The sequence below is a fragment of the Acrocarpospora pleiomorpha genome (genome assembly GCF_009687885.1).
Lineage (GTDB): Bacteria > Actinomycetota > Actinomycetes > Streptosporangiales > Streptosporangiaceae > Acrocarpospora > Acrocarpospora pleiomorpha.
This window is the reverse complement of sequence record NZ_BLAF01000018.1, coordinates 47595-73280: the sequence shown is the minus strand read 5'-3', so window position 1 is coordinate 73280 and position 25686 is coordinate 47595. Positions and strand designations below refer to the sequence as shown.

At 67.4% G+C, this 25686-nt stretch carries 26 protein-coding genes and 1 pseudogene; 16 read left to right on the top strand and 11 right to left on the bottom strand.

Annotated features, from left to right (window positions below; genetic code table 11):
• Window positions 1-88 precede the first annotated feature (88 nt).
• Both Aple_RS17715 and Aple_RS17710 read right to left on the bottom strand, forming a co-directional pair.
• A complete protein-coding gene (locus tag Aple_RS17715) occupies window positions 89-508 on the bottom strand; it encodes a hypothetical protein (RefSeq protein ID WP_155345713.1) in 420 nt (139 codons plus the stop codon).
• Complete coding sequence (locus tag Aple_RS17710; protein ID WP_155345712.1) at window positions 505-945, bottom strand: MarR family winged helix-turn-helix transcriptional regulator; 441 nt, start codon at window positions 943-945, stop codon at window positions 505-507. The genes Aple_RS17715 and Aple_RS17710 overlap by 4 nt, the downstream gene beginning before the upstream one ends.
• A gap of 252 nt (window positions 946-1197) precedes the next feature.
• Between Aple_RS17710 and Aple_RS17705 the strand changes: the two genes are divergently transcribed.
• The 4 genes and pseudogenes from Aple_RS17705 to Aple_RS56275 all read left to right on the top strand — a co-directional run.
• Entirely contained in the window at window positions 1198-2088 is an 891-nt protein-coding gene (locus Aple_RS17705) for a sigma-54-dependent transcriptional regulator family protein (protein ID WP_155345711.1), read from the top strand.
• A gap of 444 nt (window positions 2089-2532) precedes the next feature.
• Complete coding sequence (locus tag Aple_RS17700; protein WP_155345710.1) at window positions 2533-3108, top strand: IS607 family transposase; 576 nt, start codon at window positions 2533-2535, stop codon at window positions 3106-3108.
• Entirely contained in the window at window positions 3101-4528 is a 1428-nt protein-coding gene (locus Aple_RS17695) for an IS200/IS605 family accessory protein TnpB-related protein (RefSeq protein ID WP_218038378.1), read from the top strand. Before Aple_RS17700 ends, Aple_RS17695 begins: the two co-directional genes overlap by 8 nt.
• A pseudogene (locus tag Aple_RS56275) lies at window positions 4495-4566 on the top strand (hypothetical protein); the annotation flags it as partial. The gene Aple_RS17695 and the pseudogene Aple_RS56275, both read left to right, overlap by 34 nt.
• A gap of 66 nt (window positions 4567-4632) precedes the next feature.
• Here the strand turns inward: Aple_RS56275 and Aple_RS54460 are convergent.
• Both Aple_RS54460 and Aple_RS17685 read right to left on the bottom strand, forming a co-directional pair.
• On the bottom strand, window positions 4633-6006 hold the full coding sequence (locus tag Aple_RS54460; protein ID WP_246264551.1) for a hypothetical protein: 1374 nt from the start codon (window positions 6004-6006) through the stop codon (window positions 4633-4635).
• Window positions 6003-6584 carry a hypothetical protein gene (locus Aple_RS17685; RefSeq protein WP_155345708.1) on the bottom strand — a complete coding sequence of 194 codons (582 nt, stop codon included), beginning with the start codon at window positions 6582-6584 and terminating at the stop codon, window positions 6003-6005. Before Aple_RS17685 ends, Aple_RS54460 begins: the two co-directional genes overlap by 4 nt.
• Window positions 6585-6724: 140 nt before the next feature.
• On the opposite strand from Aple_RS17685, the gene Aple_RS17680 reads away from it, so the two are divergent.
• Window positions 6725-7267 (top strand): RNA 2'-phosphotransferase, encoded by a 543-nt coding sequence (locus tag Aple_RS17680; protein WP_155345805.1) that lies wholly within the window; start codon window positions 6725-6727, stop codon window positions 7265-7267.
• A gap of 5 nt (window positions 7268-7272) precedes the next feature.
• Here Aple_RS17680 and Aple_RS17675 read toward each other — a convergent pair whose 3' ends face one another.
• Window positions 7273-7905 carry an alpha-ketoglutarate-dependent dioxygenase AlkB gene (locus Aple_RS17675; protein WP_155345707.1) on the bottom strand — a complete coding sequence of 211 codons (633 nt, stop codon included), beginning with the start codon at window positions 7903-7905 and terminating at the stop codon, window positions 7273-7275.
• A 112-nt stretch (window positions 7906-8017) separates the two neighbouring features.
• On the opposite strand from Aple_RS17675, the gene Aple_RS17670 reads away from it, so the two are divergent.
• A complete protein-coding gene (locus tag Aple_RS17670; RefSeq protein ID WP_155345706.1) occupies window positions 8018-8740 on the top strand; it encodes a hypothetical protein in 723 nt (240 codons plus the stop codon).
• Between the two features lie 4 nt (window positions 8741-8744).
• On the opposite strand, the gene Aple_RS17665 is transcribed toward Aple_RS17670, so the two are convergent.
• Together Aple_RS17665 and Aple_RS17660 are read right to left on the bottom strand one after the other, a co-directional pair.
• Entirely contained in the window at window positions 8745-10157 is a 1413-nt protein-coding gene (locus Aple_RS17665; protein WP_246264549.1) for an ATP-binding protein, read from the bottom strand.
• On the bottom strand, window positions 10154-11812 hold the full coding sequence (locus Aple_RS17660) for an NAD(P)/FAD-dependent oxidoreductase (RefSeq protein WP_155345705.1): 1659 nt from the start codon (window positions 11810-11812) through the stop codon (window positions 10154-10156). The genes Aple_RS17665 and Aple_RS17660 overlap by 4 nt, the downstream gene beginning before the upstream one ends.
• A gap of 132 nt (window positions 11813-11944) precedes the next feature.
• Here Aple_RS17660 and Aple_RS17655 point away from each other — a divergent pair, with 132 nt between their 5' ends.
• On the top strand, window positions 11945-13123 hold the full coding sequence (locus Aple_RS17655; protein ID WP_155345704.1) for a thioredoxin family protein: 1179 nt from the start codon (window positions 11945-11947) through the stop codon (window positions 13121-13123).
• Between the two features lie 37 nt (window positions 13124-13160).
• The gene (locus Aple_RS17650; protein ID WP_155345703.1) at window positions 13161-14015 is read left to right on the top strand and encodes an alpha/beta fold hydrolase; all 855 of its coding nucleotides are present in this window, start codon (window positions 13161-13163) and stop codon (window positions 14013-14015) included.
• Here the strand turns inward: Aple_RS17650 and Aple_RS17645 are convergent.
• Complete coding sequence (locus Aple_RS17645; RefSeq protein WP_155345702.1) at window positions 14012-14818, bottom strand: MarR family transcriptional regulator; 807 nt, start codon at window positions 14816-14818, stop codon at window positions 14012-14014. The genes Aple_RS17650 and Aple_RS17645 overlap by 4 nt on opposite strands.
• 275 nt (window positions 14819-15093) lie before the next feature.
• Here Aple_RS17645 and Aple_RS17640 point away from each other — a divergent pair, with 275 nt between their 5' ends.
• Entirely contained in the window at window positions 15094-15642 is a 549-nt protein-coding gene (locus Aple_RS17640; RefSeq protein WP_155345701.1) for a 2-thiouracil desulfurase family protein, read from the top strand.
• A 10-nt stretch (window positions 15643-15652) separates the two neighbouring features.
• Complete coding sequence (locus tag Aple_RS17635) at window positions 15653-16096, top strand: GyrI-like domain-containing protein (RefSeq protein WP_155345700.1); 444 nt, start codon at window positions 15653-15655, stop codon at window positions 16094-16096.
• Window positions 16097-16300: 204 nt separating this feature from the next.
• Here Aple_RS17635 and Aple_RS17630 read toward each other — a convergent pair whose 3' ends face one another.
• Window positions 16301-17053, bottom strand: coding sequence for a GntR family transcriptional regulator (locus Aple_RS17630; protein WP_155345699.1), 753 nt, complete (start codon window positions 17051-17053; stop codon window positions 16301-16303).
• A 385-nt stretch (window positions 17054-17438) separates the two neighbouring features.
• Here Aple_RS17630 and Aple_RS17625 point away from each other — a divergent pair, with 385 nt between their 5' ends.
• Entirely contained in the window at window positions 17439-18023 is a 585-nt protein-coding gene (locus Aple_RS17625; RefSeq protein ID WP_218038386.1) for a Rossmann-fold NAD(P)-binding domain-containing protein, read from the top strand.
• Window positions 18020-18568, top strand: coding sequence for an NUDIX hydrolase (locus tag Aple_RS17620; RefSeq protein ID WP_155345698.1), 549 nt, complete (start codon window positions 18020-18022; stop codon window positions 18566-18568). The genes Aple_RS17625 and Aple_RS17620 overlap by 4 nt, the downstream gene beginning before the upstream one ends.
• Before the next feature lie 4 nt (window positions 18569-18572).
• On the opposite strand, the gene Aple_RS17615 is transcribed toward Aple_RS17620, so the two are convergent.
• Window positions 18573-19799 (bottom strand): DUF4032 domain-containing protein, encoded by a 1227-nt coding sequence (locus tag Aple_RS17615; RefSeq protein WP_218038376.1) that lies wholly within the window; start codon window positions 19797-19799, stop codon window positions 18573-18575.
• A gap of 78 nt (window positions 19800-19877) precedes the next feature.
• On the opposite strand from Aple_RS17615, the gene Aple_RS17610 reads away from it, so the two are divergent.
• Window positions 19878-21455: a DUF885 domain-containing protein gene (locus Aple_RS17610; protein WP_155345697.1), complete on the top strand. Its 1578-nt coding sequence runs from the start codon at window positions 19878-19880 to the stop codon at window positions 21453-21455.
• On the opposite strand, the gene Aple_RS17605 is transcribed toward Aple_RS17610, so the two are convergent.
• Window positions 21452-22090: a class II aldolase/adducin family protein gene (locus tag Aple_RS17605; RefSeq protein WP_155345696.1), complete on the bottom strand. Its 639-nt coding sequence runs from the start codon at window positions 22088-22090 to the stop codon at window positions 21452-21454. The two genes, Aple_RS17610 and Aple_RS17605, sit on opposite strands and share 4 nt — an antisense overlap.
• 295 nt (window positions 22091-22385) lie before the next feature.
• Here Aple_RS17605 and ngcE point away from each other — a divergent pair, with 295 nt between their 5' ends.
• The 3 genes from ngcE to Aple_RS17590 are packed head-to-tail and all read left to right on the top strand — an operon-like array spanning window position 22386 to window position 25686.
• Entirely contained in the window at window positions 22386-23834 is a 1449-nt protein-coding gene (ngcE, locus tag Aple_RS17600; RefSeq protein ID WP_155345695.1) for an N-acetylglucosamine/diacetylchitobiose ABC transporter substrate-binding protein, read from the top strand.
• Between the two features lie 4 nt (window positions 23835-23838).
• The gene (locus Aple_RS17595; RefSeq protein ID WP_155345694.1) at window positions 23839-24774 is read left to right on the top strand and encodes a carbohydrate ABC transporter permease; all 936 of its coding nucleotides are present in this window, start codon (window positions 23839-23841) and stop codon (window positions 24772-24774) included.
• 3 nt (window positions 24775-24777) lie between these two features.
• Window positions 24778-25686: a carbohydrate ABC transporter permease gene (locus tag Aple_RS17590; RefSeq protein ID WP_155345693.1), complete on the top strand. Its 909-nt coding sequence runs from the start codon at window positions 24778-24780 to the stop codon at window positions 25684-25686.

Below are 25686 nucleotides of genomic sequence, written 5' to 3'. Positions count from 1 at the left end.
ACACGGAAAACACGGCATGAGGGGACGGATCTACGGCCCATTCCGGATTTTCGACGTGAACCTCTCTTGGCGGACGAGGTCAGCCGGGTCAGGTGCTGGCGGAGAGTAGGGCTGTCACGTTGTGGTGGTTGAGGTAGACGACGATGTGCAGGGTGTCCGAGTCGCGGCGTACCAGGAAGGTTGATTCGAGGCGTAGAGGGTCCTGGTTGGCGCGTTCGGCGGTCCAGTCGATGGTCACCAGGGTGTGCTGGTCGTCGAGGCGCAGTTGGCGGGCGTCGGTGCGGTGGATGGAGCCGACTCCGGCGGCGGTGAACATGTTACGGCGGGCCGGTAGCGCGGCCGCCAGCATGGCTGGGGTGAGGGCGATCGCGTGGGCTGGGTCCAGGGCCAGGAAGTTCGGCGCGAACAGTGCCGTGGCCTCGGCGCCCTGCTCGGTGTTGCGGCGGTCGTAGTCCTCGATGAAGGCCTCGATGTCGGGGTCGAGCGGACTCCAGGCAGAGGTGATCATAGTTCGGTCGCTACCTTCTCTAGCAGGGGTACGGCTGCCGCGAGTTGGGCGAGGTCGGCGGCGTCGAGCCGGTCTCGTAGCACCTCCTCGATACGGCCGAGGCTGGCGGCCTCGCGGTGCCGCAGTGTGCGCTGGCCGACGGCGGTGATGGTCACGACCACCCGTCGGCCGTCCTCGGGCGCCCTCGACCGGCTGACCAGTTGCTGGCTTTCCAGGTGAGTCAGCGTCGCGGCGACGGCGGCACCGGTGACCCCTTCGTCGCCGGCCAGGGTTCCCGGGGACGTCGGCCCGGACACGTCGAGGCGGTGCAGAACGGCGAGTTCGAGGAAGCTGAGTCTCTGGCCGGTGTCGACATACATCCGCCGCAGCCGCCGAGCCAGTCGGCCGACGGCCAGGCGCAGATCGCGGGCAAGCTCTGGCGGGTCGCTGTTCGACATATAGTTAATCTAGCTTAACTAATCCAGATTAGACAAGTAGACGATCACACAGGGCCGGACCGCCGTCCGGGCCCGTCCGTACGGCCAGTCGCCCGTTACAGCTTGTTCCAGCACTTTCCGAGGTAAAATGTCCACATTTTCGGTTTGCTCAATTTTTGTTGATTTATCAATAGCATGCGAATTCGATGTGGATTAAAATAGTCGAATTAAACGTTTGCATGTCGCGTTGTCAAAGAACGAGAGGCCGGTGGAGTGAGTGCGATCGCGGATATCTGGGATGACCAGGGATGGCCCACCGGCGAGACCGTGGAGCGGATCCTGAGCGGGCATCCCGCCGGAGAGGCAGTACGTGCTCCGATCCTGAACTCATGGCGGCGTTGCCAGCACGCCGGGCTGACCTCTGGCATCTTCCAGCCGCGCCTGATCGACGACGTGGACTGCGACAACACCCTGGTACGCGCGGCCCGGCCCGTGCTCGACCGGCTCCAGACCACCGTTGACGACAGTCCGTCAGACGTGTTCCTGTGCGATGCGTCCGGAGTGCAGCTCCTGCGCGTCGTGGGCGACCCGTCAAAGTACAGAGGATCGAACGCCGTCCTCGCCGCTCCCGGCTTCAGCTTCGCCGAGTCGGACGTAGGCACCAACGCCGCCGGCTCCACGCTGGTGGAACGGCGAACATGCCAGGTCTCGGGCAACGAGCACCTCTGGGAACCGCTGCGCAGGGGCACCGCCGTGGGCGTACGGGTGTGCCATCCCCTCAGCGGGCGGGTGGAAGGGGTCCTGGGCATCGCCGCCTGGCGCGAGAGGGCGGACGCGCAGATGATGGCCATAGCCCGGCGATCAGCCCACGCCGTAGAGCAGAGGCTGCTAGAACTCAGCACCGAACGCGAGCGGGCCCTGTTGAGGAGGCTCCGCGGTTCGGCCAGAGCCGCGAGCGGCGTACAGGTCTCCATGCCCCGGGACTTGGGCTACCTCGATCGGCTCGCCCTGGAAGACGCTGCCGTGAGGCTGGTCGCGCAGGGCCGGGCGGCTGTGGTGGAGATAGCCCTCTCCGACGGCCGCACAGCCACGCTCGCCGCGCAGCTGGTGACCGATTCCGCCGATCTGACCGGCATCGCCGTACATGCACTGATTTCGGATTAGTCAACTCAGGTTGCTTGAATCTGGCTTTCTTGGGTGCAGCTAACACGCCAGTGACGCGCCGACGCACGGCCAGTCACGCACAAGTCATGCCCAAGGCGGACGAGTCACGCTCGTGAGCGAAAGGTCGTCGCCGCCACTCGGCGAAGTTCCACGGGTCGTTCGCTCACGGGAGACGGAATCATGCGCATGAGACACAAGGCAGCGAGGGCTCCCGCGCAGCCTTGTCGACGCCGGTTATGCCGGCGACAAGAGTCGCCGCTCGGGGTGGGCAGGGGCGACACTTAAGGTCCTCGGGTACGGCGTTGGCCTGGCCCTATCCGTTCCAGGACGACTATTCGAGATCACCCTCGCCGGCCTGCTCATCGCAAAGTGGTTATCAACTGCTCTTCTATAAGAACGTTTAAGTGAGTGTAAGAGTGATTGAGTGAGTGCTATGATCGTGATGTGAATCTGACGGAGTGGGCGAAGACGCAGGGCGTGCATCCGCAGACCGCGTATCGCTGGTTCCGTGAGGGGACGTTGCCGGTACCGGCTGAGCGGGTGGGGCCGCGCACGATCCTGGTGAACATCGAGGCGAACACGTCACCGTCCGTGACGGGTGGTGTGGGTCTGTATGCGCGTGTGTCGTCTCATGATCGGAAGTCGGATCTTGAGCGGCAGACAGCCCGGCTTGCCGGGTGGGCCGCGCAGGCCGGCCACCGGGTGGTACGGGCGGAAGCGGAGATTGGCTCGGGGATGAACGGTGCCCGCAGCAAGGCCCGCCGTCTGCTGGCCGATCCGGATGTGACCACGGTCGTGGTCGAGCATAAGGACCGTCTTGGCCGGATGAACGTCGAACTCGTGGAAGCCGCTCTTGCCGCACACGGGCGTCGCCTGGTAGTGCTGGACAGCGGCGAGGTCGAAGACGACCTGGTACGGGACATGGTGGAGGTGCTGACCTCGTTCTGTGCGCGGCTGTATGGTCGCCGGTCGGCGAAGAACCGGGCGAAGAAGGCTCTTGAAGCGGCTGAGCATGGCTGAGCCGGGGAAGAAGCCGCTCAGGAAGATCGCCCGGCCGTTCGTCGCCGACGGGCCGTCCGGCGTCAGCATCCGGGACCGTCTTAAGGGCCTGACCGCCGAGGACGCGACGGTGCTGCGGCTGGTCGGTGAGCACATGGGCCGGTTGGCTTCGCGGGATCTCGCAGCACGTTGCCGGGATGGCCTGGAGCACTCCACGGACACGTGGGCGGAGCGTAAGCGGGACCTGACAGCCGATTCCTCCTCGCGATGGGCCGGGTCGGTCACCTCCAACACCCACGACCAGTGGGGCCTGTCCTGGCGCGCCCAGCACCAGCACCTGGTGTCGCTGGACGCCGGTATCCGCACCATCCGGCACCGGCTGTCCCTCCCCATCGGGGAGAAGGGATCGAAGGGGAAGCCGGGCGGCTATCGGTCGAAGGAGGAGTGGTTCCACAAGACTCGCCGTCTGCGCATTCTCAAGGGCAAGTCTGAGCGCGTCAGCGCCCAGCGTGAGGCCGGGAAGGTCTCCGTGGTGCGCGGTGGCAGGCGGCTGCTCAAGCAGCGCCACAACCTCACCGCCGCCGACAAGACCGAGGCGCGGTGGCGCGCCGAGTGGGAAGCTGCGCGCTGGTTCCTCACCGCTGACGGGGAGTCCGGCAAGCGCCACGGGAACGAGACGATCCGTGTCACCCCGGACGGCGAAGTCTCGATCAAGCTGCCTGCGCCGCTCGCGCGCCTGGCCAACGCCAAGCACGGCCGGTACGTCCTCACCGCCCGCGTCTCGTTCCCGCACCGGGGAGAGGAGTGGCGCGACCGCATCGGGGCGAACCGGGCCGTGGCCTACCGCATCCACTACGACGTGCGGTGCGGGCGCTGGTACCTCGACGCGAGTTGGACCCGCAAAGACACACCCGTCGTGCCGCTGGAGACCCTGCGGTCGGGCGAGGTCATCGGTGTGGACATGAACGCCGATCACCTCGCCGCCTGGCGTTTGGACACCCACGGTAACCCGCTGGGTGAGCCGCGTCGTTTCGACTACGACCTGTCCGGCACCGCCACCCACCGCGACGCGCAGCTCCGCCACGCCCTCACCCGCCTGCTGCACTGGGCCGCTGACAGCGGCGTTCGGGCTATCGCCGTGGAAGACCTCGACTTCACCGATTCGAAAACCCGCGAGAAGCACGGCCGCAAGCGCCGCTTCCGACGGCTCATCTCCGGCATCCCCACCGGCAAGCTCAAAGCCCGGCTCCTGTCGATGGCCACCGAAGCCGGGATCAGCGTGATCGCTGTCGATCCCGCCTACACCAGCATGTGGGGCGCACAGCACTGGCAAAGGCCCCTCACCACGAAGAACCGCGCCACCAGCCGCCACCAGGCGGCCAGCGTGGCCATCGCACGACGTGCCCTGTGGACCGCAACGTCGGCGTCGACACTGAGCTGATCGAGAAGCTCGGCGGCAATGACCCGTGCCCCTGCGGCTCCGGACGGCGGTTTCCGCCGCTGCTGCCGGTCCACCGGCCGCTTCGACGACAGCCTCGGCCACTACTACGTCCGCGACCGCTGACGAGGGCCGGGCGGAGGGAGAGCCGCGATAGCCGCGGCGAGAACGGGCAGCCCGCCGACCAGCGCGGCGATCGGCCACCACGGAGTGTCAAAGGCTGCCCGTTCGTACGGCTCCCAACTGCTCGACGTAGTAAAAGGCCACACCAGCAACAGCCCGATGGCGCACCCGGCGGCCCCGCCCAGCACCATTCCACCGGCCGCGCTCAACCACGCCCGACACGCCACGACCAATCGCATGGCCGCGCCCGAACCACGCACCCGCACCAGTACGCGCCTGGACCGCGAGTCACCACCCGCCAAGCCACTCGCGGCCAACGCGCCACCGAGGGCGACAAGAGCAGCTACCACGACAAAGCGCAACCACCCTGTCGGAGCCACGAATCCACGCTCAAGGTAGGTGGACGCGGAATCCGCCAACCGGCGATCAAGCCGCTCCTGCTCGATCGCCGAACTCCGATGAAAGGAGGGGTCGATGATCAGCTGTTCCGGCCCCAGATGGAACCCGAGATCCCGCACGATCTTCGCCGGAACGAAGATCCCATCCACGTAAGGTCCGACCGGCCTGACGGTGATCGCCGGGACGGTCCTGGTGGACAGCGAGTCCTCCTTGTCAGACAAGTCGTAGTAAATGACCACCGAATCGGCCTTGACGTTCTCTGTGGTAACCACGACGGCGGTGTTCTCGGCGTACGGCGTCGACGGGTCCCCCGTCAGATAGCGAAGCAGTGCCTGGTCACCGATTTGCGGCGGTAGCCAGCCGTAAGGGTCCAGCGATGACGACTCGACGAACTCGATATTGAGGTGCGCGAAATCGAGTTGGCGATCTCTCTGCGCAATAGGTATTCCAGGCAATTCGCGCTGGACGGCCGCACGTACGGCTGCCGCCTTATCAGCGGGGAACCCGTCTACAACAAGGGCGTCGGGCCGGGCCTCGGGATAATATTCCGCCCTTCGCTGTGCCGCCAACGCGGGTTCGATGATCATTAGCGCGACCGCGAGAGCAGTCGCGATCACCGTCGCCGCCACCGCGGGAGCCGTACGGACAGGATCGCCGGCCACATCGCGGGCCGCCAGCCGAAGCAGAAGCGGCAACCGTCCCGCCCACCACCCGAGAAGCCCCAGCAACGACAGGGTGAGCGGCCCCAGCCCAAGGAGCAGCAGCCCCCCTCCTATCACTCCTGCCAGGGCGGTCATCGCCGACCCGAAGTCGTCATAATGCACGTCTTCATACGTCGACGACGCGGTGATCGCCATCACCCCGATGCCGCTCACCGACAGAATCGCCCCCCAGGCCAGGTATCCCCGGCGCACGCCTGCGTGACGACTGCGGGAGGCGGCCGACGCAGTTTCCGTCACGGTGTGTAGACAGGGAGGGCGCGGAGTAAGGGAGTGAGGGTTTTCTGGGCGTATTCCAGGGTGATGAAGTCCTCTGGGGGAATGGGGATGATCTCGGCGACGTCGAGGTGTTCGTAGATGTGTTCGCCGCGCATTCGGGCCTGGTCGTCGAACGGCCAGTACATGGAGATCCAGGACTTCTTGATGTACGTGGCGTCCGGAGAGGACACTTCCGCGCCCTGGGCGGCGAGGGCGGCGCCCGTTAGGTACCAGTTGAACTGGCATTCGGTCCAGTAGCCGTAGTCGTTGACCACCTGGGTGACGTCGGTGGCCGCGAGCATCACGCCGTGCTGGGACTCGTAGAACGCGCGGACCTCCTCGGTGCCGCGCAGGGTGATGCTCAGGCCGTTGATGTTCATGTAGTAGAGGGGGTTCTCGGCCATCATGTCCTCGGCGAACAGCTCGTCGCCGTGTCCGGTGAGTTCGAGCAGGTAGTGGCGGCGGACGACCTCGGCGATCTGGCGATGCCGGGGGTTGCCGCTCGCCGCGATGAATTCGTCGAGTTCGCGGGGAACGTTGGTGATGTCGAGCTTGGCCATGGCAATGCCTCCGTTGGAGGATCTGTTCCGCGCGGGGTGGCGTTACCGGCAGCGCTCTTGTTCCACCGTTACCGGAGAACCGTCTCCTGATCGAAACCCGATGGCGCCCAGGGGGTGGACTCGGCCACGATAGATGCGTGATGGACGAACGGCGGCTGGTAAGGGTCTCCAAATACCTGTCAAAACACCTGCGCCACCAACCCGAGCGGATCGGGATCACGCTGGACGCCAACGGCTGGGTGCCGGTGCCGGAACTGCTGGCGGCGGCCAGGGCGCACGGCTTCCCGATCTCGCGGGACGAGCTGGCCGACGCGGTCGCGGGCAACGACAAGCAGCGGTTCGCGATCGAGGGAGACCGGATCCGGGCCAGCCAGGGCCATTCGGTGGAGGTGGATCTCGGCCTGCCCGAGGTCGAGCCGCCGGGGTTCCTGTTTCATGGGACAGTCGCGGCGAGCGTGCCGGCGATCCAGGCGGACGGGCTGCTGCCGATGCGCCGCCAGCACGTGCACCTGTCGCCGGATCGGGAGACCGCCACCCGGGTCGGGGCGCGGCGCGGCCGTCCGGTCATCCTGTCGGTTGACTCCGGGGCGATGCACGCGGCGGGCCATGCCTTCTACCGCAGCGCCAACGGCGTCTGGCTGACCGCGCATGTGCCGCCGCCGTTCATCCGTTTCCCCGGCTGATCAACTCAGCGTACGCCCCTGGGACGGAACTGGATGCTGATGCGCGGGCCCATCGCACGCGCGGATTTGGGCACCGCGTGTTCCCAGGTGCGCTGGCAGCTGCCGCCCATCACCAGGAGGTCGCCGTGGCCGAGGTCGTGGCGGAGGGTGGGGCCGCCTCCGCCGCGCGGGCGGAGCAGCAGGCTGCGGGGGGCGCCGATTGAGATGATGGCGACCATCGTGTCCTCGGTCCTGCCCCGGCCGATGCGGTCGCCGTGCCAGGCGACGCTGTCGCGGCCGTCGCGGTAGAGGCACAGACCCGCGGTGCGGAAGGGCTCGCCCAGCTCGGCCGCGTAGTGGGCGTTGAGCAGGGCTTTCGCCTCGTCGAGCGCCGGGTCGGGGAGGGCGTCCTCCTCGGCGTAGAAGCTCATCAGGCGCGGGACGTCGACCATGTGGTCATACATCTGGCGCCGTTCCGCGTGCCAGGGCACGATGTCGGCCAGGCGGCGGAACAGGGTGTCGGCGCCGGTCATCCAGGCGGGGCGGATGTCGATCCAGGCGCCGTTGGTGAGCGGGGTCCTGCGGACGGTGCCGCCGAGCGGTCCCGGGCCGACCTCGTCACCCCAGTCGAGCAAGGACCCTTGGAACAGTGTCTCCATTCCTCGACTGTACAAACAGATGTTCGACTTCGTCATATTAGGGTTGGCTTATAAAGGAACAGGATCGGAACCTCGCGGGCGTGGGCGGTGTAGAACAGCCGGAGGTGCAAAGATGAGACGATTTTTCGTGATTCTTGGATCTATGGCGATGGTGGCCGCGATGGCCGCTCCCGCGTACGCGGGCAACTGGGCGGTCACCGAACTGGATCCGCTACCCGATCGGATCGAGGCCGGCCAGGCCTACACGGTCGGCTACTGGGTGCTCCAGCACGGCACCCACCCCTTCGAGGGTTCAGAGAAACAACTGGGCGACACCGGCCTGCGCCTGACCGACGAGAAAGGCACCGTCCTCACGTTCACCGGCTCCCGCCTGCCCGAACCCGCCCACTACGCGGTAGCCGTCAAGATCCCCCAAGGCACCTGGCGCGTCCAGGGCATCCAGGGCATCTTCATGGAAGACGAGATCGGCACCCTGACCGTCCCCGGCACCCTGACCCTCGCCGCACCCCAGTTCCCCGCCCTAGACGGCGCACAAGTAGAGGACTACTGGGGCGAAATCAAACCCCCAGGCTTCCCCTGGAAGGGCGAGGTAACCAGCCAAATCCCACCCCCATCCCAAGTGGTAGCGGTCCAGCCATCCCCCCAGCCGGTCACTCAGCCCAAATCTGAACCCCCCGCGACAATCCCGCTCTACCTGTGGGCGGTAGTCGCTTTGGTCTCCATCGCCGGCACCCTCCTGGTCCAGCGATTCCGCCCCCGCCGCCGCCAGCCTGTCGAAGAACCCGACCCCACCACTGACGACATCCTGGTCATAGGCGGAACCAAGCGCTCGTAAGTGGTCAGTCCTCGAAGGGGAGGTAGACGCGGAAGCGGGTGTCGCCGGGACTGGAGTCGACGCGGATGTCGCCATGGTGCTTCTTGACGACTATCCGGTAGGAGATGTCCAGGCCGAGGCCGGTGCCCTCGCCGACAGGCTTGGTGGTGAAGAAGGGCTCGAAGATTCTGGGGCGGATGGCGGGCGGGATGCCCGGGCCGGTGTCGGCGATCTCGACGATCAGGTTCTTGGCCTCGCGCGTGGTCCGGATGGTCAGCGTGCCCGTCTCGCCCATCGCGCCGATGGCGTTGTCGATGAGATTCGTCCAGACCTGGTTGAGCTCAGCGGCATAGGCCGGAATCGGCGGGAGCTCGCGGTCGTACTCCTTGACCGTGCGGATGCCTTGCGGGATCTTGGCCTGCAGCATGGTCAGGGTCGCGTTGAGCAGGTCGTGCACGTCGACGATCTGGTGCGGGGCCCGGTCCAGCTGGGAGTACTGCTTGGCCGCGGCGACCAGGCCGGAGATGCGGGTGACCGCGTCGTCGATCTCGCGCATCAGCAGTTCGGTGTCGATGGTGTAGGTGAGCCAGCGGATCGCCGGTTCCAGGTTCTCCGGCCCGATCGCGCCGGCCACCTGCTCCAGCCACTCGGGATCGACACCTCCGGCGACCAGCGTCGGTGCGATGTCCCACCCAGCGGTCACGTCATGATCGTCCAGCCAGTCGGTCAGCTCCTCCTCCGCGTCGGACGTCGCCAGCGCGGACAGCTGCGGCGCGCTGGCCGCGCGTTTCACGGCGGCCTCCTGGAGCTCGACCAGATTGTGCAGGCGGGTTCCGTCCAGGCGCCCGTCGGCGATCATCGCAAGCTTGGTGCGCATGCCGGTGACCCGCTCGCGCAGGATCGCGGTGGCCCGCACCGCCGCCGCGGCCGGATTGTTCAGCTCGTGGGTGAGCCCGGCCGACAGCGACCCGAGCGCGATCAGCCGCTCCCGCTCGCCGACGATGGTCTGGCTGGCCCGCATGCCGAAGAACAGCCCTTCCAGCAGGTGCATGGCCATCGGGAACCATTCCCGGGTCCAGCCCGCGAACAGGTCGGCGGGGATCTCCAGCACCGCGACGTCGCTGATCGCGTGCATCGTGTTCATGTAGATCTGCTCGACCTGCTCGCCGAGATAGGCCTGGGTCGCTCCGCCGTACACACCGCGCTGTTCGGTTCTGGCGACTTCCACCTCGTCGCCGTGGATCAGCCGGGTGAGCGTGATCACCCCGCCGAGGAGCACGATGAAACACGTCGCCGGTTCGCCCTCGCGGTAGACCGTCTGCCCGGCCGGATACCGCTCCACCCGCCCGTGCTCGGCCAGCACCGCGAGCTGGTGTTCGTCGAGCTTCTCGAAGAGGAACAGCGTCCGCAGTTCCGCCGGGGTCAGCAACTCGCTCACTGCGCCTCCAGATAGCGGTGGATGAGCGACACGGCCATCGCTCCCTCGCCCACGGCGGAGGCCACCCGCTTGACCGAAGCGGAGCGCACGTCCCCGGCCGCGAAGACCCCCGGCATGCTGCTTTCCAGATGGTACGGATCACGCGGCAACGTCCACCCCGGCGGACGTTTACCCTCGCAGAGCAGGTCAGGCCCGGTCAGCACGAAACCGAGCCGGTCCCGCAGCACCGCGTCGTCCAGCCAGCCCGTCCTGGGCTCGGCCCCGATGAAGATGAACAACCAGGACGTGTCCACGTCCCGAGTATCCCCGGACCGCGGATCGCGCACGGTCAGCCGCTCCAGATGGCCGTCCCCGTGCGCCCCGGCCACCTCGCTGTGCGGCCAGACCGTGATGTTGTCGATGGCCTCGATCTGCTGGATCAGGTAGCTGGACATGGAATGCCGCAGGTCGGACCCTCTGATCAGCATGTGCACGCGGGAGGCGTACCGCGCGAAGTGCACCGCTGCCTGTCCCGCCGAGTTGGCCCCGCCGACGATGTAGACGTCCTGCTCGATGCAGCTCGGGGCCTCGGTCGAGGCGGAACCGTAGAAGACGCCGCGGCCGGTCAGCTCGTCCAGGCCTGGCGCGTCGAGCATGCGGTAGGAGACGCCGGTGGCCAGCACGACCGTGTGGGCGGCGATCGAGGTGCCGTCGCCGAAGCGCAGCAGCCGGCTGGTGCCGCCGGACTCCAGGCCGACGGCCTCCCGCGTGGTCAGCAGCTCGGCGCCGAACCGCAGCGCCTGCCGCCTGGCCCGGTCGGTCAGCTGCGCGCCCGAGACGCCGTCGGGGAAGCCGAGATAGTTCTCGATCCTGCTGCTCTGCCCGGCCTGCCCGCCGGTGGCGCGCTGCTCGACCAGGACCGTACGCAATCCTTCGGACGCGCCGTACACGGCCGCGCCCAGACCGGCGGGGCCCGCGCCGACCACGACCAGGTCGTAGAACTCCAGCGACGGGGTGGTGGTGAGCCCGACGTGCACCGCCAGATCGGTTTCGCTGGGCGCGGCCAGCGTCTTGCCGTCCGAGGTCAGCACCAGCGGCACGTCGTCGGCGGTGAGCCCGGCCGCGGTCAGCAGCCGCCCGCCCTCCGGCTCGTCGGCCAGCAGCCACCGGTACGGCACCAGGTTCCGCGCCAGGAAGTCCCGCACCGCGAACGACGGCGCCGACCAGCGATGCCCGACCACCCGGACCTCCGAGGCGGGCGGCTCGGGGCTGGCCCGCCAGGCGTCCAGCATCGAGTCCACCACCGGGTAAAGCTTCTCCTCGGGCGGGTTCCACGGCTTGAGCAGGTAATGGTCGACGTCGACCAGGTTGATGGCGTCGATGGCCGCGTCGGTGTCCGCGTACGCGGTGAGCAGCACGCGGCGGGCCAGCGGGAACAGATCCATGGCCGATTCCAGGAACTCGATCCCGTTCATGTGCGGCATGCGGTAGTCGGCCAGCAGGACCGCCACCTGCTCGCCGCGCAGCTTGATCTCCCGGAGCGCTTCAAGTGCGGTGTCGCCCGAGTCGGCGCGGACCACCCGATAGCGGTCGCCGTACCGGCGGCGCAGGTCCCGGGAGACGGCCCGGGAGACAGCCGGATCGTCATCGACCGTAAGGATCGCGGGGTTCGGCATACCCCCACGGTATAGCCACCCGGCTGGAAAGAGGACCCCGAAAGAGGACACCGCAGTCCGCTCCAGCGAACCTTCGCATAAATCATCTTGCCTGGCGTTTGTCCTGGTCATCAGCCTGGGCATCCACCGATCATGGGGGAACTTCGTGGCACTGGTATAGACAGAACCGTCCGTTTTCCGGATGTATGCCTCCCGGGCGTCATCCGCTACCTGATCCTCGACGACCTGCCCGCCGATCAACTCTCGGGTGAGTTCGATCCGGTCGGCACGGTGGACGTGCCGGGGCACGTCGAGATCACCTACGTGGCCGACGGCCCCGCGCGGCTGGCCGAGGTGCCGGACGTGGACGGCCTGGACCTCGACAACGTACGCGATGAGGACCTGCCGGTCGTGGCCCGCATGGAGGGGCTGCGCGACCTCAGCCTGAGCGGGGACTTCACCGACGATGGGCTGATCGCGCTGGGGTCGCTGCGCCGCCTGGAGACGCTCAACCTGCGCTCCGACCGCATGACCGGCGACGTCGCCTTCCCCGATTCGCCGCTGCTCACGGTCAGACTGCGCGGGCGCGCCCTCACCGACCAGGTGTTCTGGCGGGTCTCCGAACTCCCGCTCGCGGTGCTGGCCGTGACCGGCGACGGGATCACCGGGTCCGGCCTGGGGGCGCTGGTGACGCCGCCGCACCTGGGCTACCTGCGGCTCGGCGGGCTGCGGCTCGATCCGTGCCAGCTGCGGCGGCTGGGCCGCACCCGCAGCTTGCGGGTCTTGTCGCTGGCCGGCACCGTGGACGCGGACGCCGTGCTCAGCCTCTCCCCGCCGCTGCGCGAGATCGACCTGGACCGGGTGCCGAGGGCCGCGTGCGCCCGCTTCCTGTTCGCCGGTCTCGCCGTCAACGGCCTGTACGCCGCCCCGGAACACGCCGACGCGTACGCCAGGATGCTGGCCGACTACGACCCGGGACCGCTCACCGCGCCGCAGCGCCCCCTGATCAGCCGGCCCCACGAGCTGCACGCGCTGCTCGGCGGCCCGGCGCCGGTGCTGGTCGACTTCAGCGCCCCCGACTCGCTGGCCTGCGAGCGCCTGCGGCCGGTGCTCGACCGGATCCTCGCCGAATACCGGGGCGAGCTGGCCGGGGCCGCCATCGACATCGAGCAGTCGCCGAGCGCGGCCGAGTATTTCGGGGTCGAGTCGGTGCCGACCGTGCTGCTCCTGAACGGGGGGCACGAGCTGCTGCGGCTGGCCGGGTCGCCGGCGCCCACCGACGTCATCCAGCGGGTCACGGCCGTGCTGCAGAAGGAATCGCTGAGCGTATGACTTGCCCGGCATAGAAACAGAATGGAATTCTGTTGCCATGCGAACCACCGTGCACGGGATCGACATCGAGTACGAGGTCTTCGGGACCGGCCGCCCGCTGCTGCTCATCATGGGTCTGGGCATGCAGATGGTGGCCTGGGACGAGGAGTTCATCGAGCTGCTGGTGGCCGAGGGGCACCAGGTCGCGCGATTCGACAACCGGGACATCGGGCTTTCCACCCATGTCGGCGGGCCGGCCGATCTGATGGCGGCGCTGGGCGGGGACGCGTCGGCGGTGCCGTACACGCTGGAGGACATGGCTGCGGACACGGCCGGGCTGCTGGACACGCTGGGGTGGGCGAGCGCGCACGTGGCCGGCGTCTCGATGGGCGGGATGATCGCGCAGACGCTGGCCATCACCGCGCCGGAGCGGGTGCGCAGCCTCACCTCGATCTCGTCCACGCCCGCGCTCGCGCTCGCGTCCCCCACCGACGCGGCCATGGCCGCGCTGCTGGGCACGCCCGCCAGGAACCGGGACGAGGCGATCCAGCGCGCGCTCGAGGTGTTCCAGGTGATCGGCTCGCCCGGATATCCGAGCGAGCCGGACTGGATCGCGCGCATCGCGGGCGTCAGCTACGACCGCTGCTACGACCCGGTGGGCTCGACCCGGCAGCTCATCGCGATCATGGCCGCGCCGGACCGGACCGAACGGCTGCGCGAGCTGAACATGCCCGCGCTGGTGATCCACGGTGACGGGGATCCGCTGATCACGTCGCCGGGGGGCGTGGCCACCGCCGACGCCATCCCCGGCGCCAAACTCCTCACCTATCCGGGCATGGGCCACGATCTGCCCCGGCCGCTCTGGCCGGAGTTCGTGGCCGCGATCACCGAACTGACCGGGAGGGTCGGCTAGCGCAGAGCCTCCAGCGCGTCCCGCAGCCGGATGAGCAGATTCACGTCCGTCGGGTCTCCGGTGGTCTCCGGCGTGATCGGGCGCGACGGTGTGCCGAGCCCCGGCCGCAAACCCGATGATTCGGTACGGCGCGGCAGGAGCTTCTCCGGTTCCGGACGCATGAGGAGATCGGCGGCGGCGAGCTCGCGGACGGCCACCAGCGTCGCGTACGCGGACAGGCCGATCTTCTTGGCCAGGTCGGCGGGCGTGCTCTCGCCATCGGCGGCCAGCAGGATCTCCCACTGCGTCGCCGACAGCACCACCTGCTCTGAGCCGATCCGCCGCACCGGCCGGACCGGCAGTGTGTCCATTTCGGTCGACGGCCAGACACTGTCCAATCGGGCCTTCCTCCTCAAGCATTCCCGCAGCAGCGCCGGCACGTCGAACGACCAGTGCGTGCCCAGCCAGTGCCGGTCCCCATCTTCGAACCTGAGCTTCGGCCCGGTCACCCCGAACAGGAAGAACGACGCGTCCAGGGTGGCGCCGAGCACGCAGAGCTGGAGCTCACCCCGGGTCAGCACGCCCCGTCTGACCAGCTCCTCGCCGCCGTTCCCCGCGGCGTCCCGCCGGGTGGTCCTGACCGCGTCGGCACTGATCCGTCCTGAGGCGGTCAGCAACTCCGCCACGCTCGGCGTAGTCGCGCACTCGGCGTGGTTCACGCGTCCCTCGTGCAGGTAGACCGTCCCGGCCCGCCCCGCGCGCAGGGCGCCGGTCACGCCGTCGCCCGCCAGCCTGGTCAGCGTCGCCTCGATGGTGTCACCCATGCGCGATCGTCTCGATGGCGGTCCGGGTCGCCTGGTTCACGAGGATCGCGCCCAGCGCTCCATGGATCGCCTCGGGACATTTCACCCGTCTACTCCTCACTGTCCGTCAGTGCAACCTGGCCTACAGTAGGGAAAGACCGGAATATCGACTAATCCAATCCGCGAGGCCGCTGAGGCCGGATGGAAGGATTAATCCTGATGAGTAAGGATTGCTCCCCTGAATAGAAGGAATCGAATTCGCTCGGCGCGATGTCCGGGTGGGGGAGAATAGGACGATGGACCGCATACTGGTCAGCGCCTGCCTCCTCGGCAGCCGCGTCCGCTACGACGGCAGAGCCAAGACCAGCGAAGACACCCTGCTCGCGGACTGGCGCGCCGAGGGAAGACTGGTTTCGTTCTGCCCCGAAGTAGCCGGCGGCCTACCCGTACCCCGCCCACCCGCTGAAATCGAACGCGGCTCGGGCGGCAACGCCGTCCTCGACGGCACCGCCCGCGTCCTACGCCCCGACGGCACCGACGTGACCCCCGCGTTCGTCACCGGAGCCCACGCGGCCCTCGCCACCGCCCGCCGCCACGGCATCCGCTTGGCCATCCTCAAAGAGGGAAGCCCATCCTGCGGCCCCCTGAAAATCTCCGACGGCACCTTCAGCGGCCACACCACCCCCGAACAGGGCGTCACTGCCGCCCTACTGACCGCCCACGGCATCCGGGTCTTCAACGAGCACGACATCGCCGCCGCAGCCACCTATCTGGCGCAAACACACCAGAAGCCTGACCCGAGTCCGGAGAATTCGACTTCCAGCATTCCAGCGATAGACGGCTGAAGGAGCGTCGATGACCTACCAGGTAACCGTCACCGACGCCACCGCCCGTCCGACCGCGGTAATCGCCGCGACAACCACATGGCAGGAGTTCCCGACCCTGTGGAAGGAACTCCTCGACGAGGTGTGGACATGCCTGCGCGCGGCCGGTATCCATCACGGCTGCCGCAACATCATGCTCTACCACGACGACGTCCCACACATCGAGATCGGCGTCGAGCTACCCCACCCATGCCCACTCACCGGCCGGGTGGTGCCATCGACCCTCCCCGCCGGAAGAGCAGCCACGACCGTCCACCGCGGACCCTACACAGGCCTCGCCTCAGCCCATCAGGCCGTCCTCACCTGGTGCACCACACAGGACCTACAACCACTCGGCCCACGCTGGGAGATTTACGGCCCTCACCACGACGACCCCACCAAAACACAAACCGAGGTCCACTGGCTATTGCCGTAAGGGGTAACCGGTCTCGATTTATCCCCTGATTGGGCGCTTTCATGCCAGAAGATGATCGCGCCGGTGGTAACGGTGCAGGTGCCTCCCAGTTCGGAGGCGCGTTCCCGTATCAAGGTGGGGTACGAAAGCTGTGCTGGCACCGTGGATGGCGAGGCGGAGCAGGGCGGAGGTCCGAGCTCGAGACCAAGTGTGTCATCGCCACTGCTACGTCTGACGGTTGATCGCGTATCGGACCTGGAACCGGGAGGCGTCGCGGCGAGTCAGGTTGACCTCCACGACGCGGCCCTCCGCGCTTCCGGCCGTCGCGATGGTCATCCGGGTGACGCACAGCACCGGCACGCCGGGTTCGAGACCCAGCAACTCCGACTCCTCGGGGGTGGCGGGCCGCGCCGAGATGGCGCCCTCCCAGTCGAGGGAGCCCCAGCCCAGATCGTTCTCCATGCGGTCGTAGATACCGCCAGGACCCGTGTCTGCCTGGGCCAAGACGGTGCCGTCGGCTAGGTCGGCCGGGAGGTAGGAGGTGGCCAGTTGCATGACCTTGCCGGTGTCGGGATCGCCCATCACACGATCGCGGATCACGACCGGCTCTCCGAACCCCAGCCCGAGCAACGGCGCCACGTCCGGCGGACAGGGGCCGCTCTGCACTGTGGGTGTGCGCAGTGCCCGCCATGGCTGTACGGCCTGGCTGAAGTAGTACCCGAGATCGTCACGGTAAGCCGTGGTGTCCAGCCCGACGCTGGCGCGGTCGGCCTGGGCGCGGACTTTGGTTCCGCCCCTACGTACAGGCAGAACCAAGCCCTCGGCGGTGAGTTGTGCGATGGCCCGGCGGACGGTGGTCCGACTGCAGGAGTACATCGCCTCCAATTCCGCCTCGCGGGGGATCTTCGTGCCCGGCTGGTACTTCCCAGAGGCGATGGCACCACGTAGTGCGGCAGCGACTTCATGCCAGAGTGCTATGGTAACCCTCCTCCTTATCTCATTAGATCACTATCTATTGACGGGTTGGCCACCCTACCGCACACTCCCGAATAGATAACTACCTATCGAGGAGGTGCCCGCTGTGGAGGACTTCGAGCGCGGTCGCGTTGCCGCGTTTTCCGCCGTACAGCCGCCCTGATCCCGACCACCACGCGGCCCACGACCTTGGTCATCACCCACTTGCTGGCCCCGAGCGTCCCGCGTTCCTGCACGCCGTCGAGCGGATCGCCGACATCGGCGCCGTGCTTCCCAAGCCGAAGTCCATCAATGACGCCGCAAGGCGCGAAATCGCCACCGTGATGCGGGTCGATCCCCTGGACCGAGACCAGTTCGCCAACGCCGAGAACGTGCTCGCCTACCTCGAATCACGCGCCCCCGGCAAGCCGGTCGTCCTACTCGACGTCGGTGGCTACTTCGCCCCCGCCCTGGGCCACCTGACCACCCATTTCTCCGGCGCGGTACTCACCCCGGCATCGATCCCGTACGCCGAGTTCAGGCTCTCTCTCAGGGTTACCGCACCGCCTCCACCCTCGCCGAGGGCCTTGCCGGGGCAGGGATCGTGGTCTGCGCCACGGGCAACCTCGCACTCAGGGAAGATGACTTCTCTCGCCTCGCCAATGGTGCCTATATTGCCTCGGTCACCAGCTCCGACGATGAACTTGAACTCTCGGCCCTGGGCGGGTTGTACGCCAGAACCCCGGTAGGAGACCACATCACCCGCTACGCGCGCACCGGCCACTACTTCTACATCCTGGCCGACGGAAACGCGGTCAACTTCCTGCACGGTGCCTCGGTCGGCGCATTCATCCTGCTCGTCCAGGCCGAGATCCTGTGCGCCCTAGCCCAGATCTGCGCGGGCGCCCTCGACCCGGGCATGTGGGAGGTTTCCTCCGAAGTCCGGCAACGGATTGCGCGAATCTGGCTCAGATACTTTTGTGAGGTGGCATGACCGTCACTCGCGAGCAGATCCGAGCCGTGCTCGACGTTTACCTGAGCCATCATCCTGACCCCAGCGCTGACGTCGAACCCCTGGCACTCGCGCTGGCGACCGGTCCCGACGACCTGGCGTCACGCTCGACCTTCCCGCTGCACGTGACCGCCAGCTCCGCCGCCATCAACGAGGACGGCCAGATTCTGATGATCCGCCACCGCGCCCTCAATCGATGGCTGCTTCCCGGTGGGCACGTGGAACCGGGTGACGCCAGCCTGTACGCCGCCTCGCTGCGCGAGCTGGAGGAGGAGACCGGCATCCCTTGGCAGCGCGCGGTCTCTCCGCCATCGAGCGACGTGGTGCCTCTGGACATCGACGTCCACACGATCCCTGCCAACGCGGGCAAGGGCGAACCAGAGCACCTGCATGCGGACTTCCGGTTCGCGTTCTGGGTCAAGCCCACGGTCATCGAACTGCAGCTGGCCGAGGTCGTCGACTACGCCTGGCGCCCCGCCGAGGACCTGCCGACCGTACGGCTCTCCTCGGCCGTGGCCGCGCTGTAGTCCGTCAGTAGGCGGGCTGGTCTGTGGCTGTGATGATCGCTTTCTCGTCGGGTTTGTGGACCAGGACGGTTTTGATGTACGAGGCGACGGCGGCGGGGAGGCCTACGTCCTTGCCGGCGGCCTCGGAGAGGTACCAGCGGTGGTCGAGGACCTCGTGGAAGAGTTGGGCCTGTTCGAGTTTGCGGCGGAGGGGGGCGGGGACGGCGCTGACGACGGGGTGGAAGACCTCGGCTAGCCAGCGGTGGGCGACGATGGCCTCGTCCTCGTGGCGGAGGTCGTTGGCGGCGCGGAAGGAGTCGAGGTCGTTGAGGAGGCGGCGGGCCTGGTTCTCTTCGACGTCGAGGCCGGTGAGGCGGAGGAGGCGGCGCTGGTGGTGGCCGGCGTCGACGACCTTGGGGCGGACGATGAGGCGGCCGGTGCCGGCTTTGCGGCGGACCATCATTTCGGCGACGTCGAAGCCGAGGGAGTTGAGGCGGCGGATGCGCTGCTCGACGATGTGCCAGTCGACCTCCTCGATGATCTCGTCGGAGTTGAGCTCGCCCCAGAGGCGGTGGTAGCGCTCGACGATCTGCTCGGCGAACAGGAGCGGGTCGATGGAGGCGTGGAGCAGGCCGCCGGCCTCCAGGTCGAGGAGCTCGCCGTAGATGTTGATGTGGGCGACGTCGATGTCGTGGTGGCGCTGGCCCTCGCTGATCATCGGGTGGAGTTCGCCGGTTTCGGCGTCGACGAGGTAGGCGGCGAAGGCGCCCGCGTCGCGACGGAACAGGGTGTTGGAGAGGGAGCAGTCGCCCCAGTAGAAACCGGTCAGATGCAGCCGTACCAGCAGGACGGTGAGGGCGTCGAGCAGGCGGGTCAGGGTTTCCGGGCGGAGGGTGCCGGACAGGACGGCGCGGTAGGGGAGGGAGAACTGGAGGTGGCGGGTGATCAGCGCGGAGTCGAGGGGCTGGCCGTCGGCGTTTTCGCGGCCGGTGACCACGGCGACGGGTTCGACGGCGGGGGTGTCGAGGCGGGCCAGGTCCCACAGGAGCTTGTATTCGCGTTTGGCGTAGCGCTCGCTGATCTCCTTGATCGCGTAGACGCGGCCGGCCAGGCGGGCGAAGCGGACCACGTGCCGGGAGATGCCCCGGGGGAGGGCCACCAGGTGGTGTTCGGGCCAGTCTTCCAGCGGAATGTCCCAGGGGAGCCGGATCAGGTCGGGGTCGCTGGGGGCGCCGGTCATCTGCAGAGGCACCGAATTGCTCCAATTTAGGGGACTTACGGGAACAGTGTGACGGATGTCCGTGCGGGCGGGGAAATGTAGGGTCACGGCATGACGCTGCTGGATGAGTTCGTTGACTGGTACCTCGATCAGCATCCGGTCCGGGCGGATCTGCTCGGGGCGGATGGATATGACCGGACCCTTGGGGACTTTACCGAAGAGGGGTTCGCCCGGCGGGAGCGCGCGTCGGAGCTCTGGCTGGAGCGGCTGGAAGGGGCGGTTCCGGCCGATCTGGATGATCGGATCGATCACGAGCTGGCGCTGTCGTACCTGCGGGGAGCGGTCGCGAGCGCGCGCTGGCCGGACTGGCGGCGCGATCCCGCGCCCTACCTGGGGACCGTGTTCGGGTCGCTGTACACGCCGTTCCAGCAGCGGCTGCGGCCGGAGGCGGAGCTGGTGAAGGCGGCGCTGTCCCGGCTGGCCGAGGTGCCGGACGTGCTCGCCGCCTGCCGGGCCAACCTCGATCCGGATCTCGCCGCCGAGCTGCTCGTCACGCGGGGGCTCGACCAGGCCCGTACGGCCCGGCGTTTCCTTACCGAGACGATCCCCGGCGTGGTCGAGGATCCCGCCCTCCGGGCGCGCCTGGCGGAGGCGGCGGAACCGGCGGCCGCCGCGTTCGACGAGCTGGCCGATTTCCTGGCGGAGTTCAAGGCGGGCGGCAGCTGGCGGATGGGCGAAGAGCTCTACTCGACGCTGCTGCGCGAGCGGGAACTACTCGGGTACGGCGCCGCCGAGCTGCACGAGAAGGGCAAGGCCGAGTGGGCCGCGCTGGATCTGCGGATGAGTGAGGTCGCGCGCCGGTTGGGCGCGGACGACTGGCGGGCCGCGATGGAGTCCCTGATGGACGACCATCCGCCGACTCTGGCGGCGATGCGGGAGGAGTACGAGGCCGAGACCGTGCGGGCGCGTGACTTCGTCCGTGATCACGAGCTGGTCACCTTCCCGGACGGGGAGGAGTGCTTCGTGCTGCCCTCGCCGGAGTTCCAGCGCCCGATCCTGGCCGTGGCCAGCTATCTGGCGCCGCCGCCGCTGACGCCGTCCCGCACGGGGGTGTTCTTCGTGCCGTACACGCCGGACGGCTTCTCCGCCGAGCAGGTACGGCAACGCCTGCGCACCAACTCCCGCGCGCAGATCCCGTCGATCGCCGTGCATGAGACCTATCCGGGGCATCACTGGCATCTGGCCTGGATGGCGGGCAATCCCCGGCGGGTACGGAAGGTCTTCCGGACGCCGTATTTCGCGGAGGGGTGGGCGCTGTACGTCGAGCGGATGATGCACGAACAGGGATATTTCACGACTCCGCAGACGGAGCTGGCGCATCTGGACTGCCGGATCTTCCGGGCGGCGCGGATCGTGGTGGACACCGCGTTGCACTGTGGCGAGATGACCGTCGAAGAGGCGGAAACGTTCATGTCGACAAAGGCGTCGCTGTCGCCGGGAACGGCCAAGGGTGAGGTCAGCCGGTATTGCGCGTGGCCGACGCAGGCGCCTTCCTATCTGACGGGAGCGATCGAGATCGAGAACATCCGGGCAGACTTCGACGGCGATCTGCGGACATTTCATGATGTGCTCGCGGGGAGCGGAGGGTTGCCGCTCGGATTGGCGAGGATGGCTGCACTGGGAAATTAGTCCCTGCGGGGGAACGTCGGTGGGTTGAGGGCGCGGGTGATTACGTCCGTTAGTTGGTCTTCGGTGAGGATGGTGGGTTTGCCGATGGTCAGGGAGCGGACGTAGAGCTCGCAGAGCCATTCGAGGAGGCGGGTGGAGTCGAAGGCCTCGGTGAGGGTGGTGCCGATGGTCATGCCGCCGTGGTTGGCCATGAGGGCGGCTTTGCGGCCTTCTAGGGCGATGCGGACGTTTTCGGCTAGTTCGGGGGTGCCGTAGGTGGCGTAGGGGGCTACGCGGATGGGGCCGCCGAGGAGCAGGGCGTTGTAGTGGATGGGCGGGAGTTCGGTCAGGGTGCTGGCGACGACCGTGGTGAACATGGCGTGCGTGTGGACGATCGCGGTCGTCCCGGTGGCGGCGTAGACCGCCAGGTGCATGGGGGTTTCCGAGGACGGCTGGAGGTCGCCCTCGACGAGGTGGCCGTCCAGGGAGACGATGGGGCAGTCGCCGGGCTGGAGCGCGTCCAGGGCCACGCCGGAGGGGGTCACCGCGACGAGGTCTCCGGAACGGGCGCTCAGGTTGCCCGAGGTGCCGATGACGAGCCCGAGTTCGACGGCGCGGCGGCCGTACCTGCACAGATCTCGCCGCAACTCCAACATGCCGGTCAATCTAGGCAATTGTCCGATATAACACCAGCCGGTCTATACCAGTTACCGTTATGGTGGACCCAACACACCTTCAAGACAGCAAACCATCCTCCGGTCATCCTACGTTTATAAGTAGGCATAACCAGGCAAAACGGCGGGAAGGAGTGCGTGGACTGTGCGGATTCATCGCAATCGGGTTACGGGTTGGTCTAGACCGGTCCCGAAGCCTTGACGCCTCCGTGAGCTAGCCGTACGTTCCTCAAACGTTTAGGAAACTTTCCTAATTGATCCCCGCCAGGAGAGTTGCATGACCAACACGCCCCGCGAGATCACGCGTCGCCAGATGTTGCGTCGCGTCGGCCTCACCGCCCTTGTGGCCGGCCCCGCCGCCGGTCTGCTGAGCTCGTGCGCCACCTCCGGTGGCCCGGAGGCGGCTCCTACGACCGCCGCGTCCACCGCCGCCGCCGTGTCCGCCAGCAACCCGTTCGGGGTCAAGGCCGACGCTCCGCTTGAGGTCGTGATCTTCAAGGGTGGGTACAGCGACGAGTACGCCACCCAGTCGCACGAGCCGTTGTACAAGAAGGCGTTCCCCAGCGCCACGATCAAGCACCAGGGCATCCAGACCATCGGTCAGACCCTGACCCCGCGCTTCGCCTCCGGCGACGTGCCCGACGTGGTGAACAACTCCGGCACCGACGCCCTGGACGGCGGCGCCCTGATCGGCGCCGGCCAGCTGCTGGACCTGACGCCGCTGTTCGAGGCCCCCTCGGTCGACGACCCGGCCAAGAAGGTCAAGGACATCATCGTCCCCGGCACCATCGAATCCGGCCTCGGCGGCGACCCCGCCAAGCCGTACACGCTGAACTACGTCTACACCGCCTACGGCCTCTGGTACGACTCGGCGCTCTTCGAGAAGGAGGGCTGGACTCCGCCGAAGACCTTCGAGGAGTTCAAGACCTTCGCCGAGGCGGCCAAGGCCAAGGACATCGTGCCGTTCGCGTACGCGGGCAAGAACGCCTCGTACTACGCGTACTGGATGATCCTCATCTCGGCCGCCAAGATCGGTGGCAACGAGATCCTGCTCAACATCGACAACCTGGTCGATGGCGCGTGGAACAACGACGCGATCAAGCAGTCCGCGGCGGCGTGGGCCGAAATCGGCAAATACATGGACAAGTCCTACGAGGGCCTGATCCACACCGAGGTGCAGACCCAGCAGAACCAGGGCAAGATCGCCCTATACCCGTCGGGTTCGTGGCTGGAGGCCGAGCAGGCCAAGGACACCCCGGCCGAGTTCAAGTACGCGGTCGCCCCGACCCCCAGCGTCACCGCGGCCGACAAGATGCCGTACGAGGCGGTCCGCGCCGCCGCGGCCGAGGGCTTCGTCGTCCCGTCCAAGGCCAAGAACGCGCAGGGCGGCCTGGAGTACCTGCGCCAGATGTTGTCCAAGCAGGGCGCCAAGGACTTCACCGAGCGCACCAAGAGCCTCACCGTGGTCATCGGCGCCACCGAGGGCCTGACCCTCTCGCCGGGCCTGCAGAGCGTCGCCGACATGCAGACCGCGGCCGGCCAGAACGTGGTCACCTTCTCCACGTTCGAAGGCTGGTACAAGGAGCTGGAGACCGAGCTGCGCAAGCAGACCAACGCGCTGATGTTCGGGCGCATCTCGGCCGAGGAGTTCGCGACCAAGATGCAGGCGGCCGCGGACAAGACCAAGAACGACTCCTCGATCACCAAGCAGACCCGGAACGTGTGACCCGATGCGGCATGGCAAGCTGACGCCCCCGGCGCTCCGCAGGTACGGCTTCATCGTCTCGTTCCTGATCGCGCCGCTGCTGCTCTACATCGTCTTCTTCGTCAGCCCGAACCTCCAGGCCATCCAGCTGGCGTTCACGAACTCGCGCGGGATCTCGCCGACGTTCGAGTATGTCGGGTTCGAGAACTTCACGAAGCTCTTCGACGACGAGGTGTTCTGGGCCGCGGTCCGGCACCACGGGGTCATCCTGCTTGCCATGCCGCTCGTGTCCCTGCTGATCGCCCTGTTCTTCTCCTTCCTCCTGAACCTGGGCGGCGGGCAGCGGAACGGGCGCATGGCGGGGGTCTGGGGCTCGGGCTTCTACAAGGTCGTCTTCTTCTTCCCGCAGGTGCTGGCGGTCGCCATCGTGGGCGTGCTGTTCCAGGCGATCCTGCGGCCGGACAAGGACGGCATCCTCAACAGCGCGCTCGGCCTGATCGGCATCGACCCGGTGGGCTGGCTGATCGACCCGAATCTGGCGCTGTGGACCATCATCGGGGTGGCGGTCTGGCAGGCGGTCGGCTTCTACGTGGTGCTGTTCTCGGCGGGCATGGCCTCGGTGCCGAAGGAGATCTTCGAGGCCGCCGCGCTGGACGGCGCGGGCCGGTTCATCATGTTCTTCCGGGTCACCATCCCGCTGATCTGGAACACCGTGCAGGTCGGCTGGGTCTACCTGGGCATCGCCGCGTTCGACTGCTTCGCCCTGGTCCAGGTGCTCTCGGTGGACCGCGGCGGGCCCGACAACGCCACCACGGTGCTGCCGCTGGAGATCTGGCGGCAGGCCTTCACGTACTACAAGTTCGGCTATTCGTCCGCGATGGGCGTCGCCCTGGTCTTCCTGGTGCTGACGTTCGCGGCGCTCACCCTCCGGGTGACCCGGCGCGAGAGGATCGAGTACTAGATCATGGCCACTCGCACCGTGACCAGAGACTCGGGGACCAAACGCCCGGGGACCAGACGCCTGGAGACCAGACGCTCGGGGCCCGGCGTCTTCGGCGGGCTGTCGCACCTCGCGCTGTTCATCTGGACGATCCTCACGGTCGCCCCGATCGTCTACACCTTCCTCAGCTCGTTCAAGACCAACACCGAGCTGTTCGGCGGGAAGTCGCTGGCGCTGCCGGCCAACTTCCACTGGGACGCCTGGGGCCGGGCCTGGGAGAAGTCCAACATCGGCCAGTACATGATCAACACCGTGATCGTGGTGGCCATCTCCACATTTTTCACCATGCTGCTGGGCTCGATGGCGGCGTACGTCCTGGCCCGCTACCGGTTCACCGGCAACCGCCTGATCTACCTGCTGTTCGTGTCAGGCCTGTCCGTCCCCCCGTTCCTGGCGCTCTCCTCGCTGTACAAGGTGGTCCAGAACCTGGGGCTGCTCGGCACCCACGTCGGCGTCGTCCTGGTGTACGTGGCGTTCTCGATGCCGTTCACGGTCTTCTTCCTGGCGGCCTTCTTCAAGTCGCTCCCGGACACGGTCGCCGAAGCCGCCGTGATGGACGGCGCCTCGCACACCCGCACGTTCTTCCAGATCATGATGCCGATGGCCAAGCCCGGCCTGATCAGCATCACGATCTTCAACGTGATCGGCCAGTGGAACCAGTACCTGCTCCCCATCGTGCTGCTCCCCGGCGACAAGCAGGACCTCTGGCTGATCACCCAGGGCATCGCCAACATCTCCACCAGCGCGGGCTACGAAGCCGACTGGGCCGCCCTGTTCGCGGCGCTGAGCATGGCCATCATCCCCATCCTGATCGTCTACGTCATCTTCCAGCGCCAGATCCAGTCCGGCCTCACCGCCGGGGTGGGCAAGTAG